This window comes from Desulfovibrio biadhensis, from assembly GCF_055388615.1.
The window spans coordinates 2,790,814-2,812,896 of record NZ_AP042477.1; the positions used below are offsets into that span (position 1 = coordinate 2,790,814).

The following is a 22,083-nucleotide window of genomic DNA, read 5'->3' on the forward strand; positions in this document are numbered from 1 at the left end:
GTTGTCTCCTAAAAGGAAGTATCGCCTTCCACGGCGTGCAGCAGGGCAGCTTCAATAATGTCCGCTGCGGCGTTGAGGTCGGTTCGGTCGATGGTCAAAGGTGGTGTGAGGGTAAGGATGACACCGTGGGAGGTTTTGAAAGAGAGCCCCCGCTCCAGGCAACCGTACATGACGGTGTCAGCCAGCTCCCGCGCTGCGGCAATTCCTTTGGGGTGGCGGAGTTCGATAGCCAGAGACAGCCCCAGTCCACGTATGTCCTGTACAAAGGGGGCGAGCTTTTCGTTTTGGCAAATCATCTTGAGTCGTTCGAGAAAAGAAGCGCCTAAAGTTCGACTGCGGATAACAAGCCCTTCTGATTCCAGCACGCTGATGACTGCAAGTCCGGCGGCCGCACCTAGGGGGGATTTTTCGTGGGTGTAGTGCCCCAGTGCATAGTCGGCAGCCACGTCCAGACCGTTTTTGGCTATCATGGCGGCCATGGGCAGCATGCCGCCACCAAGCCCTTTGCCCAGGATCAAAATGTCGGGCTGCACGCCAAAGTGTTCACAGCCGAACATGCGCCCCGTGCGCCCCAGGCAGATGGCGGTTTCGTCAAAGATGAGCAGGGCGCCGTGCCGGTCACAGATTTTCCGTACAGCAGGCCAGAACCCCGGCGGCGGTACGTTTACGGCCGTGCACCGTAGCGGTTCGGCAATGACGGCGGCAACATCGCCTTCATGCTCCATTACGTATTCAATGTGGCGTGCGCAGAGCAGGTCGCAGCCTGTGCAATCGCCCTTGCCGCCATCAGGATGCCGGGCGCAGTTGCCTGGCTCCGGAGGGAGCACGTGCAGCGCCCCTGGCAGGAGAGGGCCGGCGTTGGTGCGGAATAGCGCCTCGCCCCCGATGGATATGGCGTCCAGAGAAGCGCCATGAAAGCTGTCCCAGAAGGAGATGGTTTTGAAGCGCCCCGTTGCATGGCGTGCGAGTTTGAGCGCCATACCCACGGCCGTGGTGCCGCCAGGGGCGAACAGCACCTTGCCCCCCGCAAATGGCGCAAGCCGGACCAGCGCCTTGGCCAGAGCAACGGCAGGGCGGTTTGCATACCGTCTGGGGCAAAAGGAAAGCGTGTCCATCTGCTGGCGTATGGCCTCGGCCACGACCGGGTGGTTGTACCCCAGTTGGTGGACGCTGTTGCCGTGGAAGTCCAGATATTCGCGGCCGTCCATATCCACAAGCCGCGCCCCTTCCACACTTGCCAGTGCATTCAGGCAGGGCGTGGAAAGGGACTGGCGCAAAAAGACCTGTTCGTCTTTCGCCAGCAGGGCGCGGGTCTTTGCACCCAAACGCTCACGCCATTGTCTGCGGCGCGGCGAAAGGTTCACATCGCCTTCTCCCGGCGGCAACGTATGGGGCGTTTTGTTTGCCATCACATGGTTCCGGCTGGAACGGCTAGCTCTGCTGCCATTTGTCGGCTATGGCGTCCCGGGAAAAAGGGGTGTGCGCCCCTGACTGAGCAGATTCTCAATGGTGTCGATAACGGGTTCGATGTCTGCCACGGATGCGACCACAAAGTGTGCGCCAGCCTGCAGCAACCGGGTGGCGATAACCTGCAGCCGTGAGGCCAGTTCGTCTGCGGGGAGCGAGGCCACGTCGTCTTCACTCAGGCCCAACTCATTCCCCGTGCGGGTTACGCCCACGCACCACATGCCGGCGTTGCGTCCTTCCTGGATGTCGGTCACGGTGTCGCCGATTTTGACCATGGATTCCATAGGGTAGGTCTGCAGGGCTATGGCGTTTTGCAGGCACATCCACGGCCAAGGGCGCCCTGCCGGTACGTCGCTGGAGCAGTTCCAAAAATCAGGCGCATAGCCGTGCTGCTTGGCAACAGGTGTAAGCGCTTCCATCATCGGGCGGGTATAGCCGGTGCAGGAACCTACAGCCACGCCACGCTTGCGCAGGCGGTCAGTCGTTTCCACCACACCGGGGATGGGCGTTGCGTGGGTGGTCACGGCTTCGATCATCAGCGGTTCGGTGCTGGCGTATACCGTTTCCACTGCTTTTTCGTCGGCATCGCTGCCGTTGGCGGAGCGCCATTTTTCGGCCACCGCGGGCAGGGCCAGCATGCCGCGAACATGGTCGATCTTCTTCAACCCCATGAAAGGGCGGATTTCCTCCAGACTGACGGCCACGCCGTGGGCTTCAAAAGCACGGCGAAAAACCTCTGCAGGGCCAAGGCAGCCGTGGTCAACAGCGGTTCCTGCCCAGTCCAGCACCACTGCCTGTACCGAGCCGGTGTAAGGCGAGGTATGGATGTAGGGAGTCTTCATTGTTTTATCCTGATTCGGTTTGAGATTATCGGGCTGTCCAGGCTTCACTGCGGCGTTTCAGCCCTTTGGTGCCGATTCCGTAAAGCATGCGCACCACGATGTTTGCGCTGACGATGAGGATGGACATGGCGCATGCGGGGGCGATGTCTCCTGCGTCATCCATGTTTGCTACGGCCACGGATGCCAGCGTGGTGTCTGCGGAATAGAGAAAAATCACGGCCGAGACCGTGGCCATGGAGTTCACGAAATAGAACATGAATATTTCCAAGAGCGCCGGCATGCATACGGGCGCAGTCACGCGGAAAAAGGTCTTGTAAAACGGCACGCCCATGGACTCGGAAACGGTTTCGAATTCCTTGTCCATCTGTTTCAGGGCTGTGGTCGCGGTGAGAAAGCTGACCGTATAAAAGTGCACCACGTTGCTCATCACCAGTATGCCCATGGTTCCGTAAAGGAAGTTCAGGGGATTGGGGATGTGAATGCCCAGGATGTCCCAACCGGGGGCATTGAAGAAAAAGATATAGGCAAGGCCAATGACCAGGCCCGGCAGAGCCAGTGGGAGAATGGACAGGAAATAGGCCATGGAGCGCAGCGCTTTGAGGCCCCGCGTTTTTTCTATGAGGTAGGCGCTGGTAAAGGTGAGGGCAGTTCCGGCAATGGCGGAATAGAAGGACATGCGCAAGGAGTTGAAGAACGCCTGGTAACCGCCCCCGCCGGTTCCACGGAAGTTGTAGTGCCAGAAGCCGAGGTCCAGGGTGTAGGGCCAAACCTTGACCAGTGAAGCGAAAAGGGCGGTCATGTAAACGCCGATTATCAGCAGGGAAATAGCGCTGCAGTACCCCAGGAAAATACCATCGCGCATTTTGGCGGGCTCTGGCCTGAGGGGGACGGACTTTGCCGCAATGAGCGAAGTTTGTCTGCGTTGGATGATCCTGTCGATTATGAAGGCGATGCACGTGGGTATCAGCAGCACCACGCTGACCACCGCGCCCATGATGAAATTTTGCTGGCCAATGACCTGTTTGTATATGTCCGTGGCCAGAATGTTGTAATTGCCGCCCACGACCTTTGGCGCGCCAAAGTCGGTGAATGCCAGGATGAAACAGACGAACACAGCGCTGATGAGGCCGTATTTGATGCTGGGAAGGGTTACGGTGAAAAACGTACGTACCCTGGAGGCGCCAAGGGAGTATGACGCCTCGTAGAGTCTGGCGTCAGTGACGGAAAGGGCGACGGTGAGGATGAGCATGGCCTGGGGAAAGGTGAAAAGCACCTCTGAAATGATGATGCCCACAGGCCCGTATAGATCAATGTTGAAACCGGGAAGACTCCCGAAAAAGCCGCGTGTGATCAGCCCCTTGCGGCCAAAAAGATAGACAAGCGCTATGCCGTTGAGCAGGGTTGGCGCAAATATGGGCGCCAGCGCCAGCCCCTTGAACATGCCCTTGTACGGTATGCAGGTACGGGTAAGTGCGTAGGCGAACACGAATCCCAGGCTTACGGAAATGAGCGTGGTGGCAATGGCAACGAACATGGAATTGCCCAGGGAATAGGTCAGAGACGGCGTCTGGAAATATTTGATGAAGTTTGCCAGCCCGACGAATTGCCCCTGGTCGTTCATCATTGCTTTGGAAAGCAGTGTGTAGATGGGCAGCACGACCACCACCGCCATCCATATGCAGAGCAGCAGGATCAGGATGCGCCGGACCCAGGCCTCCGTATCCGAAAGGTGCAACGCCGCCAGGATGCTCTGGGCAGGCGCCCTGCCGAGAGTGGCTGCGCGTCCGGTCATGATAACGGCTCCTTTGCGGCGGGGCTGGTCGCGGCCTCCTGCGTGTATACGCGGATACGTTTGGGCGGCAGGGTCAGCGCGAGCACGCCGTCCTGCTGCAAACCGAGGCGGCGGACTTTTTCCGTGGGAATTTCGGCTTCTAGCTCGGCTTTGCCACTGACGCCCAGCGGGAGATCCAGTCCGATGCGATAGATGGCGCCACGGTATTCCATGAAGCGGACCTTGGCGCGGACGTTGTTCAAACCGTTGTCGTTTTCATTCGCCAAAAGAACATCCTCGGGGCGGATGGCAAGGACAAGCGGTTTGTCCGTTCCGCTGTGTGACGCCTTTGCCAGGTCGCCATTCGCCAGTTCGAGCTTCAGGTCCCCAACGCTCAGGCTTTTTTCACCGGTGATGCGCGCCCCATGGATGAAATTCATGGAGCCTATGAACGAAGCCACGAAAGGTGAGGCGGGGCGGTCATAAATCTCCATGGGGGTGCCGTACTGCGCCACGCGCCCCTGATTCATGACCAGGATGCGGTCAGCCATGGTCAGGGCTTCTTCCTGGTCGTGCGTGACCATGATGGTTGTAACGCCCAGGCGTTTCTGGAGTTCTCTGATTTCACTTCTGAGCAGGACACGGACCTTGGCGTCCAGTGCAGATAATGGCTCGTCCAGAAGGAGCAGGCTGGGGGAGAGCGCCATGGCTCTGGCCAGGGCAACACGCTGCTGCTGCCCTCCGGAGAGTTGCGCAGGAAATTTTTCGCCCATGCCGGCAAGCCCCACCAGGTCCAACAGCTCATCCACGCGGCGTCGCACCTGTTTGCGATCGCCTATGCTGCTGGTAAGCCCGTAGGCCACGTTGGAAGCGGCTGTCAGGTTTGGGAACAGGGCGTAGCTCTGGAAAACAATGCCGATATTGCGTTTGGAAACCGGCAGGGAGGAGACGTCATTGCCCTGAATGCGGACAACGCCGCGGGTTTGTTTCTCCAGGCCGGCCACCACGCGCAGGATGGTGGTCTTGCCACACCCACTGGGGCCCAGAATGGTAACGAATTCGCCCTTTTCAATGGTAAAATTCACGTCGCTCAGGGCTGTGAACTTGCCAAAGACCTTGGTGATGGATTGGGCTTCCAGATAGGGAGTGCCGTTCTTATTGCTACGCTCGTCCATGGATGCAACCTCGCGTCGGAATCGCCCGGGGCCGGTATGACCCCGGGCTGCTGAATGAATGCGTTATTTGGGATCGCTTTTGGAATCGAAGCGCTTGCTCCACTCGGAGAGGATGCGCTCGCGGTTCTTGGCGGCCCACTGGAAGTCGTTTTCGATGAGTTGTGCTTCAGGATCTTTGGGGTAGCCATCGGGGATGGGAGCGCCCGTATCGTAAGCGGTGACGGGGTAAACCTTGGCGTAGGCGGCCATGACATCGGGGCTGATGGCCCAGTCGAGGAAGGTTTTGGCGCCGCTCTTGATGTTGTCCTTCTTGACCAGGGCGTTGGCTTCAACATCCCAGCCAGAGCCTTCGGTGGGGAACATGGTCACAACGGGTTCGCCTTTTTCCTTCTGCATGAAGCCGCGGTAGCCAAAGGAAACGCCGATGGGTACTTCGCCAGCGCCGGCAAGCTTGCAGGGCTTGGAGCCGGAGTGGGTGTAACGGGCGATGTTTTCGTGCAGCTTGTCCAGGTATTCCCAGCCTTTTTCCTCGCCCTTGAGCTGCAAAATGGCGGAAACGGTCAGGAAGCCGGTGCCGGAGGAAGCCGGGTTGGGCATGATGATCTGGCCCTTGTATTCGGGCTTGAGCAGGTCATCAAAGGACTTGGGGGTATCAAGCTTCAGGTTTTCGGCTTCAATGGTGTTCACGCAGAAACCGGTCATCCAGGCCTTGATGCCCACCCAGTGAGGCGGGGTGTTCTTGTCACGCATGGAGGGGCGCACACGTTCCAGCCCCTTGGGAGCGTAAGGTTCCACAATGCCGGCCTGGTCGGCGAGCATCAGGCTGGTGGCGGCGGTGCCCCAGATCAGGTCGGCCTGGGGGTTGTCCTTTTCGGCCAGAATCTTGGCAGTGATGATGCCGGTGGAGTCGCGTACGATCTTTACGTCAATGTCGGGGTGCGCTTTTTTGAAAAGTTCCAGGTAGCCAGGAATTTCGTCGTCTTCCAAAGCGGTGTAAACAAGAATTTCCTCGGACCAGGCCGGGGCCGCGATGGCCATAAAAAGGGCCAGCACCAGCAGACGGATGGCAATCTTCATCGTGCAAAACCTCGTGATTGTTCGTTGATTCAGGGTACGCCGGACAACCCGGCCGGTACGGCCGGTGGCCGACCGCTCCTCTCATTCCGCCTGCTACTATGGGGTAGAGACCCACAGGTGCGAAATAGACAAGGGGGGGGAGTTGTCCGCATACGCCGTGACGTTTGCGTGAAGAACAAACGACAGCTCGGTTCATCCTCCGGTGGGTGGGGCTTGCGCGCGATAACGGGCAGGGGGAGTTTGTTTTTCAGGGCGCTTCAGGGCTGGTTCCGTCAATCACTATTTCTATCTGATCCGCGGCAAACCGTGTCAGACCATACTCGATGGGGCGCCCTTTCTCGTCCACATTGACGTACTCCACCACAAGCAAGGGGTGCTTGCGGGGGAGCTCCAGCAGGTCCGCGTCGGCTGTTTCGGCCTGGCGTGCGGTGATGCGGCTGGACTTGCGGAAGTAATCCTGCACGCCGCAGGCGGCAAAGGCCTGTGTCAGGGAGCCGCTGGCCCGGAAGGCGTCCAGCAAGCCGCGCATGGGTTCAAAAGGGAAAAAGCCGGAGGATACGTAGAGCTTTTTGCCGTCGGCCACTCCCAGCATTTCAATGTGGATGACTTCGGCCAGCCGCGGGAGTTGAAGGTTTCGCGCCAGCCTGTCATCCGCCCGGATGAGGTCGCCATGCAGGTAAACGCTGCGGGCCGAAGCCTTGTTGGAGCGCATGTTCTCGCTAAAGCGCGTCCGTTCCGAAACAGAATATTCCAGGGTGGGATTTTGCACCACGCTTCCCAACCCCTGCTCGGTGCGGATGAGCCCTTGCTCCTGCAGAGCCTTCAGCGCCCTGCGCACGGTGTGTCGGTTGACGGAAAAACGATCCGAAAGCCTGCTTTCAGCGGGTAGTCGGTAGCCAGGTGGGTACTTGCCTTGCTCTATTTCATCCGCGAGCACGGCATGCACCTGCTTCCAAAGGGGGGTGTGCAAGCTTCTGTCCACAAACACGGCATGTCCGGTGGAAAAGGGAATACGTGATAGTAGGGTGTAACCTAAAATATCCCACAGGAGCGTGGTGGCGGAGGTGTGGCGATCGTGTGACAAAATGGAGAACAAGGGGCTCAGGTGCTGACAGCAGCGTGCTCCTGTTGCTAGGGGAGAGAACCCCAAAAAAGGAGCGGCTCTGAGAGATGAAAGAATTGGTTTTGCGTAACGCACATGTCGTGACGCCCGATGCAGTCTTTCGCGGAGGGCTGTTGCTGCGAAACGGCGTTATCGATGATGTTTCGACCGGCGCCATGCCAACAGGCGATGGCAGTTTTGATATGGAAGGGGATTACCTGCTCCCTGGTCTGGTGGAAGTGCATACGGACAGCCTGGAGCGTGCCCTGACGCCGCGGCCGGGCGTTCTCTGGCCCGAACATCTGGCAGCAGCCCTGGCAAATGACGCCCTTCTCGAGGCCTGTGGCATATTGACTGTTCTGGACGCCATCTGTGCGGAGGCTTTCCCAAGGGAAGAGATGCAGCGCGAGCTGTTCCGCGCCGCGGTCAGCGCAGTGATGCAGGGCGTACAAGCCGGTTTGTTCCGCGCGCGCCATCTGCTGCATCTGCGTTGTGAAACCGCCGATCCTGCCGTGCTGGATATGGTGACGCCCTACATTGACTCGCCTTTGGTGCGCCTGGTTTCCCTCATGGACCACACTCCGGGGCAGCGTCAGTATCGCAACCTGCAAAAATACCGCGAATATTACAGCAGGGAAGGGTGGACAGACCAGGAGTTTCAAGAGGTGCTCATGCGCCGGAAGGAGCTGCAGGCGCGGTATGCTGGAGCGCATCGGACCGAGATAATCGCCATGTGCAAAAGACGGGGGATCGCCATGGCTTCCCACGATGACGCCAGTCTGTCCCATGTTGAGCAGGCCAAGGCGGAGGGGGCGCGTATTTGCGAATTCCCCACCACATTGGAAGCCGCCCTGGCCGCCAGAGAGCGAGGGCTTTACGTGCTCATGGGCGCGCCAAACTGCATACTGGGGCACTCCCACGCCGGCAATGTCAGCGCGCTGGATGTATTGGAAGCGGGTGCGCTGGATATTCTTTCCTCTGATTACGCCCCGTATAGTTTGCTGGCCGCGCCGTTTCAGTTGCATGCAGCAGGAATGCCCCTCTATGAAGCAGTGCGATTGGTCAGCGTCAATCCCGCCAATGCCCTTGATTTGGCAGATGTGGGGCGCATATTGCCCGGGGCACGCGGCGATGTGCTGCGGGTACGATTGCACGAGGGCGCCCCCGTTGTTGTAAAATCCTGGAAAGGGTGATTGAAGATCGGCTTATTTCAGTATCCATGTATCGTGGTTCTGCATCAGGTAAAAAGGTCGATGTTGCCTCCAAAGCTTGATGTTTTGCATGGGACGGACTTTTTGCTCAGACTCATGGGGATTAGAAAAAAAGAAGCTTTTCGACTGATATTTGGAAAGTATAGAAGTCTGTATGGGCGCCATGTCGTGGGATGTGGCGCTTTTTTGCGTCTTGATATGTGGCGTCTCTCCCCAGGACGTTTGTTTGATCAAATATTGAAAAGAAATGTGAAAAGATATATGTTGCACAATATAGCAAGGTTGAATTTTAGTGTAATCCCAGGGAGTATGCCAATTAGCTGTAATTGTGGACTTATGGCGATGTTCCTCGGTGTAGCGGCGTCTCGGGAGCGTGATCGACTCCTTGCGGGTTGCGCTGGGAAATATGTATGAATAGAAGCTGGACGTCTGCGTACTATATGAGGAGGGCATGGATGGAGAAAATGTTGCTTTTACTATTTGTGTTGGTCTGTTTCGTGCCAAGTGCAATGGCTGACAGCTGTACGGATGCGTGTGTCGAAAAATATCATGCCTGCATCGATAGATGTGGACCGAATAGTAATGGATCTTCATGCGTCAAACGTTGTGAACGTCGCAAGGATGCATGCCTTGATATCTGCTATGGAAATGAAGACAAAAAAACACGTAAAAAGTCGTGTTTTACAGGTTCAAACAGTATAAAAGAAGAAGAGAAGTTGTGCGAGTCATTTTACCTGGGAGTAAAAGAAATACTATTGAAAGGTGTTGAAGCGGAACAGGATGGATTTTATTGTGAAGCAAAGTATCAATACCAGAAAGCTGTCGATATGTTGGAGGAACCAACAGAGGAATGCGAAAAAAGCGATGGCTGGATGGTGCTTATACGCACCCAGCAGCAGAAGTACACGGAAAGGGTTATGGCCATGAATCCTTTATGTGAAAACAAAAAGGAAGAAAGGGGCGCTAGTCCCAAAAAGTCGAAAGAACCGCTCAAGGTGCAGAAATCAAACGGAGGGATTGTTATTTCTCAGTAACTGCGGCCTGGTCGCATTGACTCGAAGTGAATTTTGAATGGCTGCGTAAGAAGGACTCTGGTCAGGGTGCTTTCCGCCCTGCCATCAAGCAATTCATACGTTATTCGTAAACTATCCCTATGAGAATGGATTCTTACTACAAGAAAGGGGGTGGCTAGCCTTACTCATTGCCTTGTCCACCACCTGGCGGACATCACCAAGGCATCAGCGCCCCTTTGGGTTTATATCGGCGCATTTACAAGCGCCGGCCTTTTTTTCCGCCAGGATGCGTTCATATATGGTGGACCTTCCTTGTAGACGAATGTCATCTTCTATGTTTTTTGCCGTGTAACCAAAACAATAACAAATTACTATCGCCATTTCGGGATGCCTATTATGTGTGTTGTAAAAAAAATATGTGAATATATAAAAATATAGTTTACATGCGGAATGCTTTGAAAATCGTGTTTCACAGAAGATTTAATGATGATATGTTTACTCAGTGTCAATCCTCAATATGCATATCTGATAAAACAGCTTGTCAGACATTTTTATAGCTTCTTGAAAAGAATTGGAAACAACGCTTTCTGAGAGCGATAGTTCTGCACTTTGCGTCTTGACAAATGCAAAGTCGCCGCACTCCAATGCCTGAGCAAGGATAATATATTTTGAAAGCAATGTTTCTTCGCCCATAAGCGTGGACTTTATCTCATTACTCAAGGGTACATTTTTCAGAATCACCGCCATGGGCGTATGCAGCATTGCTTCAAGAAGCGAGAACATGCCCACCAGAAACAGGCTCTCATGAGAGGGCATGTTGTCGGCGTTTTCAGCCCCAAGGTTTTCCAAAAAATAGGCCCGTTGCAGCGTCATCCGTAAGATTTCCGGATTCACATGGCTGCTGACCATGTCTGAATAGATAATCAAACGCAACCAATGGCGGACTTTTTTGAATCCCAACAGATTCAATGCTTGTTTGATGGAGCCTATTTTATTCCTGAAGGAAAATGCAGATGAATTGATGTATCGCAAGAGACGATAGCTCATTGAAACATCAGATTTTATTGCATCAATGATGGCCTTGATATCCAGTTCTTCACGCTCAATCTGCGATGCAAGCTTGAGTCTCGCCGAATTTTGGCTGGAAAGTTTCTTACTCCTCAGAATTTCTGGCTTGGCGAAATAGTAGCCTTGGAAAAGATCAAAGCCGCTTTTTTTCAGCTTTGCATACATGGCCTCAGAATCAACTTTTTCCGCCAGAAACATGCATGAAGTGTTGGCGAACTTGTTTTTCAGATCGATAAGTTCCTTGATGCTTTTGTCGAAGCAATCCACCTTGATGATGTCTATATAATCCATGATCTCCAAGTAGGTGTCATCGCCTGCAAAGTCGTCCAATGCCAGGATGTATCCTTCGCTTTTCAGGTCCCTGAGTCGCTCAATCAGCAACGGGGTGATGTTTATATTCTCTAATAATTCCACAACTATGCACGCGGCCGGTAAGGCGTGGGGCAATTCTTTGATTATCGACTCTTCTGTAAAATTTATGAATATTTTGTTGCGTTCAGACGTGTCGGTCGTCGCAGCGAGAAAACCACAAGAAGCGACAGTCGTTGTGGCTTTTGTGGGGTCATCAATGTTCGCAAAATTGTTGAGGATATTGTCCCTGAAAAGCAACTCAAAACCCCAGAGCTTTTGATCGCGATCAAAGATGGGCTGACGAGCAACAAAAATATCTTTGAGCATAGTATTTATTTGTTTTTCGTTAGATAAAAGTCCTGTTTCAATAAATGTGTCTTTTCCTGGGTACCAAATTACCATTTATTTCTAAATCCATGGAGAAAATCAATGATAAATTTCCATGGTTGTTTGGCATGATTTATTGCCTGATGAACAATGCTGGATGGTTGCTTATATGCCGAGAAAATCTCCAACGTAAAAAACAAAGAGTGCACTCGTGTTCACTCTCCATTTTTTTGTATGAAAATTTGCTTAAGGAGTGATTTTGAACGTGTTGTGAAATGCGGTAACTGCTACTACAATCATACAATATGTAAAGGCGAGGATTCCGGGGCTTTGAGGGGCGCTGATGCCGATGGCAACGAGGCGCACACCGCCTACATAGAAACCTCGCCAAATTGAAAACTTATATTGCCCCCCACCCTCAAGTCAAATCGTCACAAGCCATCCATGAGAATGGGGATCGTTGGTTGTGTACTACGGAACTCAGGCAGAAGTGAGCAAACTCAATAGCAACATGAGCTTCCGTTGACGCTGCAAGCGCTCAAGGACTTCGGGGAGGCATCAGCAGTTGTGGAGATCGTACCTCCCTACCAGCGCGACGTGCAGACCATGGACGAGCTTTATGCCCAGGCAGAGAAAGCACAGCCTGAGCTGAAAAAGCTGGGGCAGTCTCTGGTCAGAAAGCATGGTGGCGCGTTGATGATGCGAACCAGCTTGAAGGGAAAAGAAAGAGCTGAGAAAAAAGCACAGGACGACTACAACGGGAATTATTCACGCCTCACTGACATTAACGGCGCAACCCTGGTCTTTGACACTGTAGAAGAGGCCAAGGCAGCCTTTGAGGATTTTCGCAAAGACCCACGGGTGATGAAGGATAAAGACCGGTACGAGAACCCTGTAGGCGGCTACCGGGATTTCTTCCTATTGGTGCAACTTCCCAACGGCCACATTGCAGAGATGCAGTTCAACACGGCGAAGATGATTGCCGCCAAGGAGGGGATGGGGCACAAGATTTATGATGTGGTGAGGGCGATACACGGGGATGTCAAGAGGGGCAGGATTTCAGATGCTCAGATCGCGCTAAGCTTCGCTGACGGACTAAATAAGGTTTCCAAAAGATACTATGACTTCGCGTTTGAGAATGACCTCTCAACCTTGACAAGTTCTTCCCAGTCAGACCTGGGAATTTCTGACGAGCTGGTGAATATCCTGGCGAAGGAATCAGAATCAGTTATCTCTCGCCAGTCTTCTGGCGACACACCGTTGGCCTTGAAGAGCTTGAAAGCCTTCTTGTCCAGCACAAAAGGCACGTCTTCCTTTTCCAAGTATCTTAATTCGGACATTTTGCCACCTCCATTCAAGGCAAATATACAGCATATGATCGACGGTGTAAACGCCCCTGGCGATACATCACCGATTTTTAGCAGGAATGGCCCAGCCCCCTCGGGCGTCAAAGCCGCTGACGTGCGCAAGGCCTTGAATGCGCGTGACCTCCTCAGAACTTCCACTCGTAAAGCTTCGTCATTTATTGATGATGCGTTGTTTAACAATAAACGAGGTAGAGTTCGCATTGACATCGATAATTTAGGCCACAAGGGGGAGATAGCTAAAGCTCTTGGTGAAAAAGTCAGATCCCATTTCCTCGTTGGGGATGACATTCGTCACATGATGAAGTCGCACGGCAACCAGAGGGTTGAAGAGGGGCGTGGCAGGCCGCCAGTCACTCCAGACGTAATTAAGCTCATCCCTTGGATTCTTCAAAACTATGACCGTGCCTACCCCGGTTCAGATAAGGGCAGAAGAAAATCAGTAAGAATTGAAAAAAGAATAGATGGGAAAATAGTCTATGTGGAGGCGACAGCTGGAAAAAAAGGTGTGTTGGTAAGCAAAACAATGTGGATTGAGCCAGCTACGGAGGTTGATGCTCGCCGAAGCGCCCCCAACCATACGCCCAAAAACGTCCGTAGCCATGACTTTAATGATATAATATCCACCATCCTGAATTCAGTCAACATGGATGGAGGAGCATACTTCCAGCCTGCAACGGGCGCATCGCGGTGTATATACGGTGCAACCACTCCCGCAAGTGACGGCTATCTTGTCCAACTTTTCCAGGGTGGCGATATGTCCACTATCCTGCATGAATTTTCTCATGTTTTCATGCTCGAGATGCAGGACGTTGTTGAGTCAGGAAGCGCGAGGGCGACATCGACAAGATGGACGTCTCCGACAAAGCCAAGGACTTTGTGCGGCGATGGGACGAACTCGCCAAAAAGATTCCTTTTTGGGATGCAAACTTTTCCCAAGTTACAAGCTGAACAACAATGCTAATATCAGGCGGTTGAAGCAGCGCGCCGCACGACCTGAGCCCAAGGGCGCAGATGCATACTTCACCAAGGGCGAAAACAGCCAGACAGTAAGTCTGGACAAGATTATCCACAGAGAGAAGGCAAACCCTGAACGCCTCCGACGCGCAAAAAAAAGCATGGAGTCGTCTGCTGCAGGGCTGGTTGAAAAGCGCAGGCCACTGCATGTTGTGCAGCGCGGCGACGGGACATTCAAGTTGCTGGACGGCAACACGACACTGCAAGCGCTCAAGGACTTTGGGGAGACATCAGCGGTTGTGGAGATCGTACCTCCGTACCAGCGCGGCGTGCAGACCATGGACGAGCTTTATGCCCAGGCAGCGAAGGCACAGCCTGAGCTGAAAAAGCTGGGACAGTCTCTGGTCAAAAAGCATGGTGGCGCGTTGATGATGCGCGATGGATTGAAAGATCGTGCTCGTGCATTTGAGAAAGCACGCGATGACTACAAAGGAGATCATTCACGCCTCACTGACATTAATGGGGCGACCCTGGTCTTTGACACTGTAGAAGAGGCCAAAGCAGCCTTTGAGGATTTTCGCAAAGACCCACGGGTGATGAAGGATAAAAACCGCTACGAGAACCCCGTAGGCGGCTACCGGGATTTCTTCCTATTGGTGCAACTTCCCAACGGACACATTGCAGAGATGCAGTTCAACACGGCGAAGATGATTGCCGCCAAGGAGGGACTTGGGCACACCATCTATGACCTTTCTAGGGCTGTTGACGATGAAATCAAAGCGGGAAGGGTTGATGGAAGTGAAGTGATAAGCGAGCTGAATAGACTTTCTGACGTGTCAAAGAAATTCTATGACTTGGCATTTGAGTACGCCATTTCAGATTTCACCAAGCTCTCCCAATCAGTGCGGGAGATTTCAGACGAGCTGAACAATATCCTTGATACGCTTCCGCCGGTAATTTCAGACCAATCATCTGGCGCTATCCCGTCCGCCCTGAACAGCCTGCGGTCATTCTTGTCAAAGACGAAAGGCACGTCTTCCTTTTCCAGGTATCTTAATTCGGACATTTTGCCACCTCCATTCAAGGCAAATATACAGCATATGATCGACGGTGTAAACGCTTCGGGCGATACCCCACGTTTTTCGCGAGAGAAAGAGAATGACGATATTGGTCGTGCCGTGAAGGAATTGAACGAACTGCGTTACGCGCGCGGTTCAAAGATGGCGCGTAACGCTGCGAAAGAATTTGTCAACAAGCCATTGGAAAACATTGATAGTGGCGTTATGGCGACGGTCTCCGGCAACACATTGTCCAAGATGTTGAGCCGTTCAAGCGTCGACGGTTCTCACTCTCCTCAAGCGCACATGCAGGCTGTCGCCAACCTAGATACGCTTTTTAGGCATGCTGTCGAACGATTGAAGCGTCAGGATAGAGTTGGCGGGGAAGGCATCAAATATATGCATCATTTTGACGCGCCCATGCCTTTTGACGGGGACATTCTTCGAGTGAAGATGCTGGTGAAAGAATTTTCTGATAGCGGGCGCGGGGCGAGGATTTACACGGTTCAAGCCATTACAATAGAAAAGCCCGGATCATTAATAGGTGGGCCGGTGCCAGAACAGAGTCCTGGTCCGGAATCCGACCAGCTTCCGGGCTTCAATAAGAAGTTTATCACTCTTTTGGACGCTGTCAAGACCGCACAACACAATCAAACTTCACAGAACATCAACGACAATATTCTCTTCCGCCGTGTGATGCACGGCACCAGTAAACGCGGCATCAATCGTTTCGAACTCTCCAAGATCGGCACCGGCCACGGCAAGCAGGCCTACGGGTGGGGGATGTATTTCACCGCCAGCAAAGATATGGCCGAGGCCTACAAAGGCAAGGAAGGTGGCCAGGTCTATGAAGCCGACATCCCCGACGATGAGCACCTGCTCGACAACGACGCGCCTCTTTCCCGGCAGTCTCAAGAAGTCAAGGCAGCGCTGAAGAAGCTCCCCAAGCCAGTGGCAGAGAAGGTGCGCAGGGTGGGCGCCGGGAACATGACCGGCGAGGACCTGTACAACGAACTCGCCAAATACTTCATGCGCACGCGCAAGGGCGAGAATAACCAGCGTCTTGCCTCGCTCTACCTGGATAAGCAGGGCATCCATGGTCTGCGCTACAAGGGCATGGGCAAGACTTCCGACAGCGGGAAAGGTACGCAGAACTACGTTGTCTGGAATGAAGATGTAATCAACATCGTGCGCGAGTATTATCGGCGCAATGGGCAGGCCGACCCAGCCCCCTCGGGCGTCAAAGCAGCTGACGTGCGCAAGGTCCTGGAGCCGCTGCAGTCCAGGGCTGTCAACGCGTTGCCCACTGAGGTTGTGCAATCCCAGAGTGATTTACCGCAGCATATTCTAGACTCCCTTGACGAGGCAGGCGGTGGTCGTATCAACGGTGTCTTTGATCCGCAGACCGGGAAAATATATCTCGTTGCCGACAATATTTCCAAGCCAGGGGATGCTGCAGAAGCATGGATGACCAACGCCGTGCGTTATTGGCGCCATGAGCAGGGGCACCACGGCTTGCGGGGTTTCTTCAGCGACACCTTCGGCCCGCAGTGGGGCAAGCAATTTCAGAACTTCCTGGGCTACGTGCGCGAACACTACAAGGATACTGATGCCTACAAGGAGACTGAAAAGCTCTACAAGGGGCAGGACCGCTTCATCGTTGCTGAAGAATTCTTCATGTCCAACGTGGTGGAGAAGGTAGCCTACGGGCAGAAGCTGAACGCGACCGAGAACGGCCTTTGGCAACGCTTCGTGAAGTTTGTGAAACGCTTGCTCGGGCAGTTTGCGCCGAATGAGACCTACGAGCAGGACGAACTGGAACGCGTGGCCATGGGCATCTTCGGCTGGCTGGAGGGCGGACAGCAGGCACAGGGGGCGCAAGGCGCGGCGATGTTTAATAAGTTTTATCCTGTGCGCAGCAAGGCGTTTGAGGAATGGTTTGGTAATAGTGAAGTGGTGGACGAAGAGGGTGAACCTCTGGTTGTCTATCATGGCACTGGAGCGCAATTTACAATATTTGACGCAGAAAAGGGCGATGCGCCTGGATTTTGGTTTACCGATGACAAGGATTTCGCAAAAAGGTTTGCAGGCAAAGATGGGGGCGTACTGTCTGTCTATCTTAACATTGAAAACCCTCTCGACCTCTCAAACATATCTTCTTTTGACGCATATGATGTGGACACATGGAAAGCAATTTTAGAAGAGGCTGGCCTTGATACTAGCGATATTGAATTTGATAGTACTGCATTCGCCGAGGATGTCGAATACGCGTTTTCAGATTTGCTGCCGAATAAGGGCAATTCCACCAACAATGATGGCAATTTGATTGCTGAAATGCAAAGACAGGGCTTTGATGGAATAAAAGCGCCAGCTGAATTTGGAGACGAGGGAGTGTTTGTCGTTTTCTCTCCAAATCAGGTCAAGTCAGCAACAGAAAACGTTGGAACTTTTGACCCGTCCAACAACGACATCCGTTTCAGCAAGCAGATTGAATCGGCTGGCGAATCGTTTAGGTCGCAGCTCGAGATTATGCAACGTGGAGACTTATCGTCTCAAGATGTACTGCAGCTTGGGAGAACGCCACAAATCCTTGCACGGATAGGGGAGAAGGACCTTCCCGTGACCATGCCGCAGAGCGTCGCCAAAAAGGCCATGGGCGGCAAGCATGCTCTCAGCCAGGAGACGCTTGGAAACATCGTCGAGGCCATCAACGATCCGATCATGGTCTTTGATTCCAAGAGCACTGCTGACAGCCTTGTGGTGATGACCGAACTAAAGGACAAGAACGGCAAGACCGTCATGGCCGCTATCCATCTCGACAGGAAGGAGCAGCGGCACAGGATCAACCAAATATCCAGCGTTTACGGCAGGAACACGGATTATGATTTTGTGAACTGGAGAAGAGAAGGGCTGACGAGGTACTGGAACAAAAAGAAAAGCCTCGGTTGGGCACGAAGCAGAGGGCTACAATTGCCCAAGCTAGGACCCAACCGAGGTGGACATACAATATCTAAGAACGCCGATGATGTATACCTGAATTCACCCCTTTCTATAGCTTTCCCTTAATATCTTTTTGTCTGCCTGGTAACCATTTTTCAGCTTGAACAATGGCCTAGTGTCTAGAAATATGGGAGATACGGCTGTTGCTTGAGCAAATAAACAAAGCAGCAGGTAGACCTGGCGGCCCTGCTTCTCTGAACATTTTTGGACGTGGATGAATATTGAAATGGTGCCGGGGGCGGGAGTCGAACCCGCACACTGTCGCCAGTACCGGATTTTGAGTCCGGCGCGTCTACCAGTTTCACCACCCCGGCACGAGTGAGGAAAAACTCACTACGCCCTCAAGGCAATGGCTGTCAAGGCTTTCCGTATAAATACAAAATTGCCGCCAGTATCAGGGGCGCTGCCCGCCGGAATTGGGTAGGACAACATTGCATCGCGGGCGCTTTTGGGGCACAACACCGCTTTCGGCCGCGGCTCGCTTATGCGGGCAGATTAGCGCGGTCTGGAGAGGAATCACAATGCTCCCCATTGGCACTTTGGCAAACGCGGCAACGGTTATCGCAGGCGGTCTTATCGGCCTTTTTTTGGGCGAACGCATGCCCGAAAAATGCCGCACCATAGTCTTTCAAGGACTGGGACTCTGCACGCTGGTCATTGGCATGGGCATGGCTCTGAAAATGGAGCACCCCCTGCCATTGATCTTCAGCGTTGTCATTGGCGGGCTCATCGGCGAGCTTGTCAACCTGGAGGCAGGCTTCATGATGCTTGCCGATATGGTCAAAAAGCGTGTGAAATCCGACAACGCTTTGTTCACGGACGGTATGATCACCGCGTTTTTGATTTTTTGCGTCGGCCCCCTGACCATTCTGGGCGCCTTTGACGAAGGGCTGCGCGCCGACCCCACTCTTTTGTATACCAAGGCCATGCTCGATGGCTTCGCCTCCATTGCTCTTGCCGCTACTTATGGGCTGGGCGTGGTGTTTTCCGTGGTGCCCCTTTTGGTGTACCAGCTCGCCCTGACGTTTTTTGCGGCCTCGCTACAAGGCATTTTCACCGAGCCCATCGTGGCGCAGCTCACGGCCACAGGTGGGGTGCTGATTCTGGGTATTGGCTGCAATCTGCTGGAACTCAAAGCCATCCGCATTGCCAATATGTTGCCTGCCCTGGTCCTTGTCGTTTTGCTCTCCATGCTTATTTAAGGCTTGCTTGCCTGAAAGAAATCTGCCTGCCCCTCCGTTTTTCTATGGCGGAGGGCCTGTTTTTTCAGAAGAGCGCCTTGTTTCGTGACAAAAATGGGGTAGGATACTCCGGCTCGGCGTTTTATGCGCTGTAGCCAAATAATTTATTTCGGAGATACAATGAGTTGTATTCATATAGAGGGCGCACGACAGCACAACCTCAAAAATCTGACCCTGGATATCCCCCGCGAGAAACTCGTGATTATTTGCGGTCCTTCGGGGTCCGGTAAATCCACGCTGGCCTTTGACCTCGTCTATGCGGAAGGGCAGCGGCGCTATGTGGAGTCCCTTTCCGCCTATGCACGGCAGTTTCTGCCACAGATGGACAAGCCGCTGGTGGACAAGATCGAAGGGCTTTCCCCCGCCATTTCTCTGGAGCAGCAATCCGGCTCGCGCAACCCGCGCTCCACTGTGGGGACGGTGACTGAAATATACGATTTTCTGCGCGTTTTTTACGCCCGGCTGGGGCAGACGTATTGCCCCAAGTGCGGCAAACCCATCCAGGCGCAGACCGCAGACCAGATCATCGATGACGTGATGCTGCTTCCTGAGGGCACAAAGTTCATGCTGCTGGCGCCATTGGTGGAGCATCAGAAAGGCACGCAGCAAGACAGGTTGAAAAAGCTCAAGGCACAGGGCTTTGCCAGGGTGCGCGCAGATGGTCAGGTGGTGTCCCTGGACCCTCTGCCTGAGCTGGAAAAGAACAAGAAACACACCCTGGATCTGGTGGTGGACAGGCTGGTTATGAAACCGGAGATCCGCAAGCGTTTGGCCGATTCGGTGGAGCTCGCGCTGCAATTCGGTTCCGGCAGGCTTGTCGTTTCTGTTCTGGGTGACGGCAAGGAAGGGGGCGATCGCTATCTCAGCACAGAATCCGTATGCCCGCAGTGTCGCATCAGCCTGCCTGCGCCCAGCCCGCAGCTTTTTTCCTTCAACAGTCCCCAGGGCGCTTGCCCTCGATGCTCCGGCATCGGCTCGGTGGAATATTTCGAACCCAACCTCCTGGCGCCGAACAAAGGTCTTTCCCTTAGCCAGGGGGGAGTGCTGCCATGGAAGCGCCCCCGTGTGTTTGCCAGACACAAGCCCGGTTTGGAGGCGCTGGCCAAGCGTTTCGGCTTTACCCTGGATACGCCACTTAAGGAGTTTTCCCAGGAAGCCCTGGCCGCATTGTTCGACGGCGACGCCGCGTCTGACTGGCCAGGGGTGGTCAACGAGTTGGAAGTCGGCATGGATTATGGCCATATCTGGCGCGATGAGCTTTCACGGTTTCGCCAAAGCCGCCCCTGCCCGGTATGCGATGGGGCGCGGTTGCGTCCTGAATCACTGGCCGTGAAGGTGGATGGTCTGAATATTTATGAATTTTGCCAGCTTTCCATAGGGCGCAGCCTGGAATGGTTGGAAAAACAAACCTTTCCGGGACACAAGAGCAAGATTGCGGAACCGCTGCTCAAGGAACTCGGCCATCGGCTGGGCTTTTTGACCAATGTCGGGCTGGACTACATCAACCTGGCCCGGACAATGGGCACGCTTTCAGGCGGGGAGGCGCAGCGCATCCGCCTGGCCGGGCAGCTTGGCTCGGGGCTTGTCGGTGTCACCTATGTGCTGGATGAACCCAGCATCGGCCTGCACCCAAAAGATAACGAGCGGTTGCTCAGAACACTGCGCAGCCTGCAGACAAGGGGCAACACCGTGCTGGTTGTGGAGCATGACGAGGCCACAATCCTGGCCGCGGATCATGTGGTGGAGCTCGGCCCCGGGTCCGGCTCCCTCGGAGGCGAGGTTGTCCATAGCGGCACCGTGAAAGAGCTTTTGGAGGAAGGGCAGTCGCTTACAGCCAAATATCTGCGCGGCGATCTGGAAATCACCAAACCAAAAAAGCGTCGCAAACCCTCCGGCGTGTTGCGTCTCAAAGGCGTGCGCACGAACAATCTGCAAAATTTGGATTGCGAAGTGCCCCTTGGCTGCCTGACCTGTGTCACAGGCCCCTCCGGATCGGGCAAAAGCTCCCTGGTGGTGGATACCCTTTACAAGCATCTGGCCTTGGAACGCGGCACCAAGGTTGATAACCCTGGCCTCATCGACGGTTTTGAAGGTCAGGATCAAATAGAGCGCATCATTTCCATAGATCAGACACCCATCGGACGCACTCCCCGCTCTAACCCGGCAACCTATACAAAGGTGTTTGACGAGATACGCAAGATTTTCGCCATGACGCCGGAAGCCCGCCAGCGCGGCTATCAGCCGGGGCGCTTCAGCTTCAATGTCCGGGGAGGGCGCTGTGAGGCCTGCCAGGGCGACGGTCAGATTCGCGTTGAAATGCACTTTCTGCCAGATGTGTACGTCACCTGTGATGTATGCAAAGGGCAGCGGTACAATCGTGAAACCCTGGATGTACGGTACAAGGGGCTGAATATCGCCGAGGTCCTTGGCATGACCATTCGCCAGGCGCGCAAGTTTTTCACCAACTACCCCGTGCTGGAGCGCAGGCTGGCCGTGCTGGAAGACGTGGGCCTGGAATACCTCACCCTGGGGCAACCGGCCACGACGCTTTCCGGTGGAGAAGCCCAGCGCATCAAAATATCACGCGAATTGGGCAAGCGCTCTTTGCCGAAAACCCTTTACGTCCTGGACGAGCCAACCACTGGCCTGCACATGCACGAGGTGGGGAAGCTTATTCAGGTGCTGCATGGACTGGTGGACAAGGGCGCCAGCGTTCTGGTGATAGAACACAACATCGATGTGATTCTGGCCTCTGACCATGTACTGGACCTGGGGCCAGGAGGCGGAGAGAATGGTGGACGCATTGTTGCCAGCGGCACTCCGGAAGACCTCATTGCCAATGCTGACTCCGTGACGGGGCGTTTTCTTGAAGATAACTGAATGCTACTATGAAGTGTCATTCAACCACTTGCCATGGCAATGGAATAATGACATAGGGAGAGAAAAAAGAGGGGTTTTCGGGTAGCAGATTCCCGTTTTTGCTTGAAACGGGTGATTCCGAACATTCCATTTGCACTCTGGGACAAAAGAAGAAGTATACTGTCAAACGTGTTGTAGTA

The 22,083-nt window shown here is 54.0% G+C and carries 13 protein-coding genes and 1 tRNA gene; 6 read left to right on the top strand and 8 right to left on the bottom strand.

Translation table 11 applies throughout. The annotated features are described in order from the left end of the window. Positions 1-8: 8 nt before the first annotated feature. The 6 genes from pbfA to phnF all read right to left on the bottom strand — a co-directional run bounded on the left by pbfA (position 9) and on the right by phnF (position 7,428). Positions 9-1,409 (bottom strand): (R)-1-hydroxy-2-aminoethylphosphonate ammonia-lyase, encoded by a 1,401-nt coding sequence (gene pbfA, locus ACZ5EH_RS12125; protein ID WP_464274143.1) that lies wholly within the window; start codon positions 1,407-1,409, stop codon positions 9-11. 45 nt (positions 1,410-1,454) lie between these two features. Beyond that, on the bottom strand, positions 1,455-2,309 hold the full coding sequence (gene phnX / locus ACZ5EH_RS12130) for a phosphonoacetaldehyde hydrolase (RefSeq protein WP_464274144.1): 855 nt from the start codon (positions 2,307-2,309) through the stop codon (positions 1,455-1,457). 25 nt (positions 2,310-2,334) lie between these two features. Next, positions 2,335-4,101 (bottom strand): putative 2-aminoethylphosphonate ABC transporter permease subunit, encoded by a 1,767-nt coding sequence (locus ACZ5EH_RS12135; RefSeq protein ID WP_464274145.1) that lies wholly within the window; start codon positions 4,099-4,101, stop codon positions 2,335-2,337. Next, a complete protein-coding gene (locus tag ACZ5EH_RS12140) occupies positions 4,098-5,255 on the bottom strand; it encodes a putative 2-aminoethylphosphonate ABC transporter ATP-binding protein (RefSeq protein WP_464274146.1) in 1,158 nt (385 codons plus the stop codon). The genes ACZ5EH_RS12135 and ACZ5EH_RS12140 overlap by 4 nt, the downstream gene beginning before the upstream one ends. Positions 5,256-5,318: 63 nt before the next feature. Continuing rightward, positions 5,319-6,332, bottom strand: coding sequence for a putative 2-aminoethylphosphonate ABC transporter substrate-binding protein (locus ACZ5EH_RS12145; protein ID WP_464274147.1), 1,014 nt, complete (start codon positions 6,330-6,332; stop codon positions 5,319-5,321). 247 nt (positions 6,333-6,579) lie between these two features. After that, positions 6,580-7,428, bottom strand: coding sequence for a phosphonate metabolism transcriptional regulator PhnF (gene phnF / locus ACZ5EH_RS12150; RefSeq protein WP_464274148.1), 849 nt, complete (start codon positions 7,426-7,428; stop codon positions 6,580-6,582). Positions 7,429-7,502: 74 nt separating this feature from the next. Here phnF and ACZ5EH_RS12155 point away from each other — a divergent pair, with 74 nt between their 5' ends. Further along, on the top strand, positions 7,503-8,627 hold the full coding sequence (locus ACZ5EH_RS12155; RefSeq protein ID WP_464274149.1) for an alpha-D-ribose 1-methylphosphonate 5-triphosphate diphosphatase: 1,125 nt from the start codon (positions 7,503-7,505) through the stop codon (positions 8,625-8,627). Positions 8,628-9,100: 473 nt separating this feature from the next. Further along, complete coding sequence (locus tag ACZ5EH_RS12160; RefSeq protein ID WP_464274150.1) at positions 9,101-9,679, top strand: hypothetical protein; 579 nt, start codon at positions 9,101-9,103, stop codon at positions 9,677-9,679. 474 nt (positions 9,680-10,153) lie between these two features. Here ACZ5EH_RS12160 and ACZ5EH_RS12165 read toward each other — a convergent pair whose 3' ends face one another. Further along, positions 10,154-11,404: an EAL and HDOD domain-containing protein gene (locus ACZ5EH_RS12165; RefSeq protein ID WP_464274151.1), complete on the bottom strand. Its 1,251-nt coding sequence runs from the start codon at positions 11,402-11,404 to the stop codon at positions 10,154-10,156. Positions 11,405-11,926: 522 nt separating this feature from the next. Between ACZ5EH_RS12165 and ACZ5EH_RS12170 the strand changes: the two genes are divergently transcribed. Together ACZ5EH_RS12170 and ACZ5EH_RS12175 are read left to right on the top strand one after the other, a co-directional pair. Then, the gene (locus ACZ5EH_RS12170; protein ID WP_464274152.1) at positions 11,927-13,732 is read left to right on the top strand and encodes a PBECR3 domain-containing polyvalent protein; all 1,806 of its coding nucleotides are present in this window, start codon (positions 11,927-11,929) and stop codon (positions 13,730-13,732) included. Beyond that, positions 13,656-17,849, top strand: a complete 4,194-nt coding sequence (locus tag ACZ5EH_RS12175) for an ADP-ribosyltransferase-containing protein (RefSeq protein WP_464274153.1) — start codon at positions 13,656-13,658, stop codon at positions 17,847-17,849. Before ACZ5EH_RS12170 ends, ACZ5EH_RS12175 begins: the two co-directional genes overlap by 77 nt. A 161-nt stretch (positions 17,850-18,010) precedes the next feature. On the opposite strand, the gene ACZ5EH_RS12180 is transcribed toward ACZ5EH_RS12175, so the two are convergent. After that, a tRNA-Leu gene (locus tag ACZ5EH_RS12180) sits at positions 18,011-18,097 on the bottom strand. A gap of 207 nt (positions 18,098-18,304) precedes the next feature. Between ACZ5EH_RS12180 and ACZ5EH_RS12185 the strand changes: the two genes are divergently transcribed. Continuing rightward, on the top strand, positions 18,305-18,985 hold the full coding sequence (locus tag ACZ5EH_RS12185; RefSeq protein WP_464274154.1) for a DUF554 domain-containing protein: 681 nt from the start codon (positions 18,305-18,307) through the stop codon (positions 18,983-18,985). Between the two features lie 159 nt (positions 18,986-19,144). Further along, on the top strand, positions 19,145-21,904 hold the full coding sequence (gene uvrA, locus ACZ5EH_RS12190) for an excinuclease ABC subunit UvrA (RefSeq protein WP_464274155.1): 2,760 nt from the start codon (positions 19,145-19,147) through the stop codon (positions 21,902-21,904). Positions 21,905-22,083 lie beyond the last annotated feature (179 nt).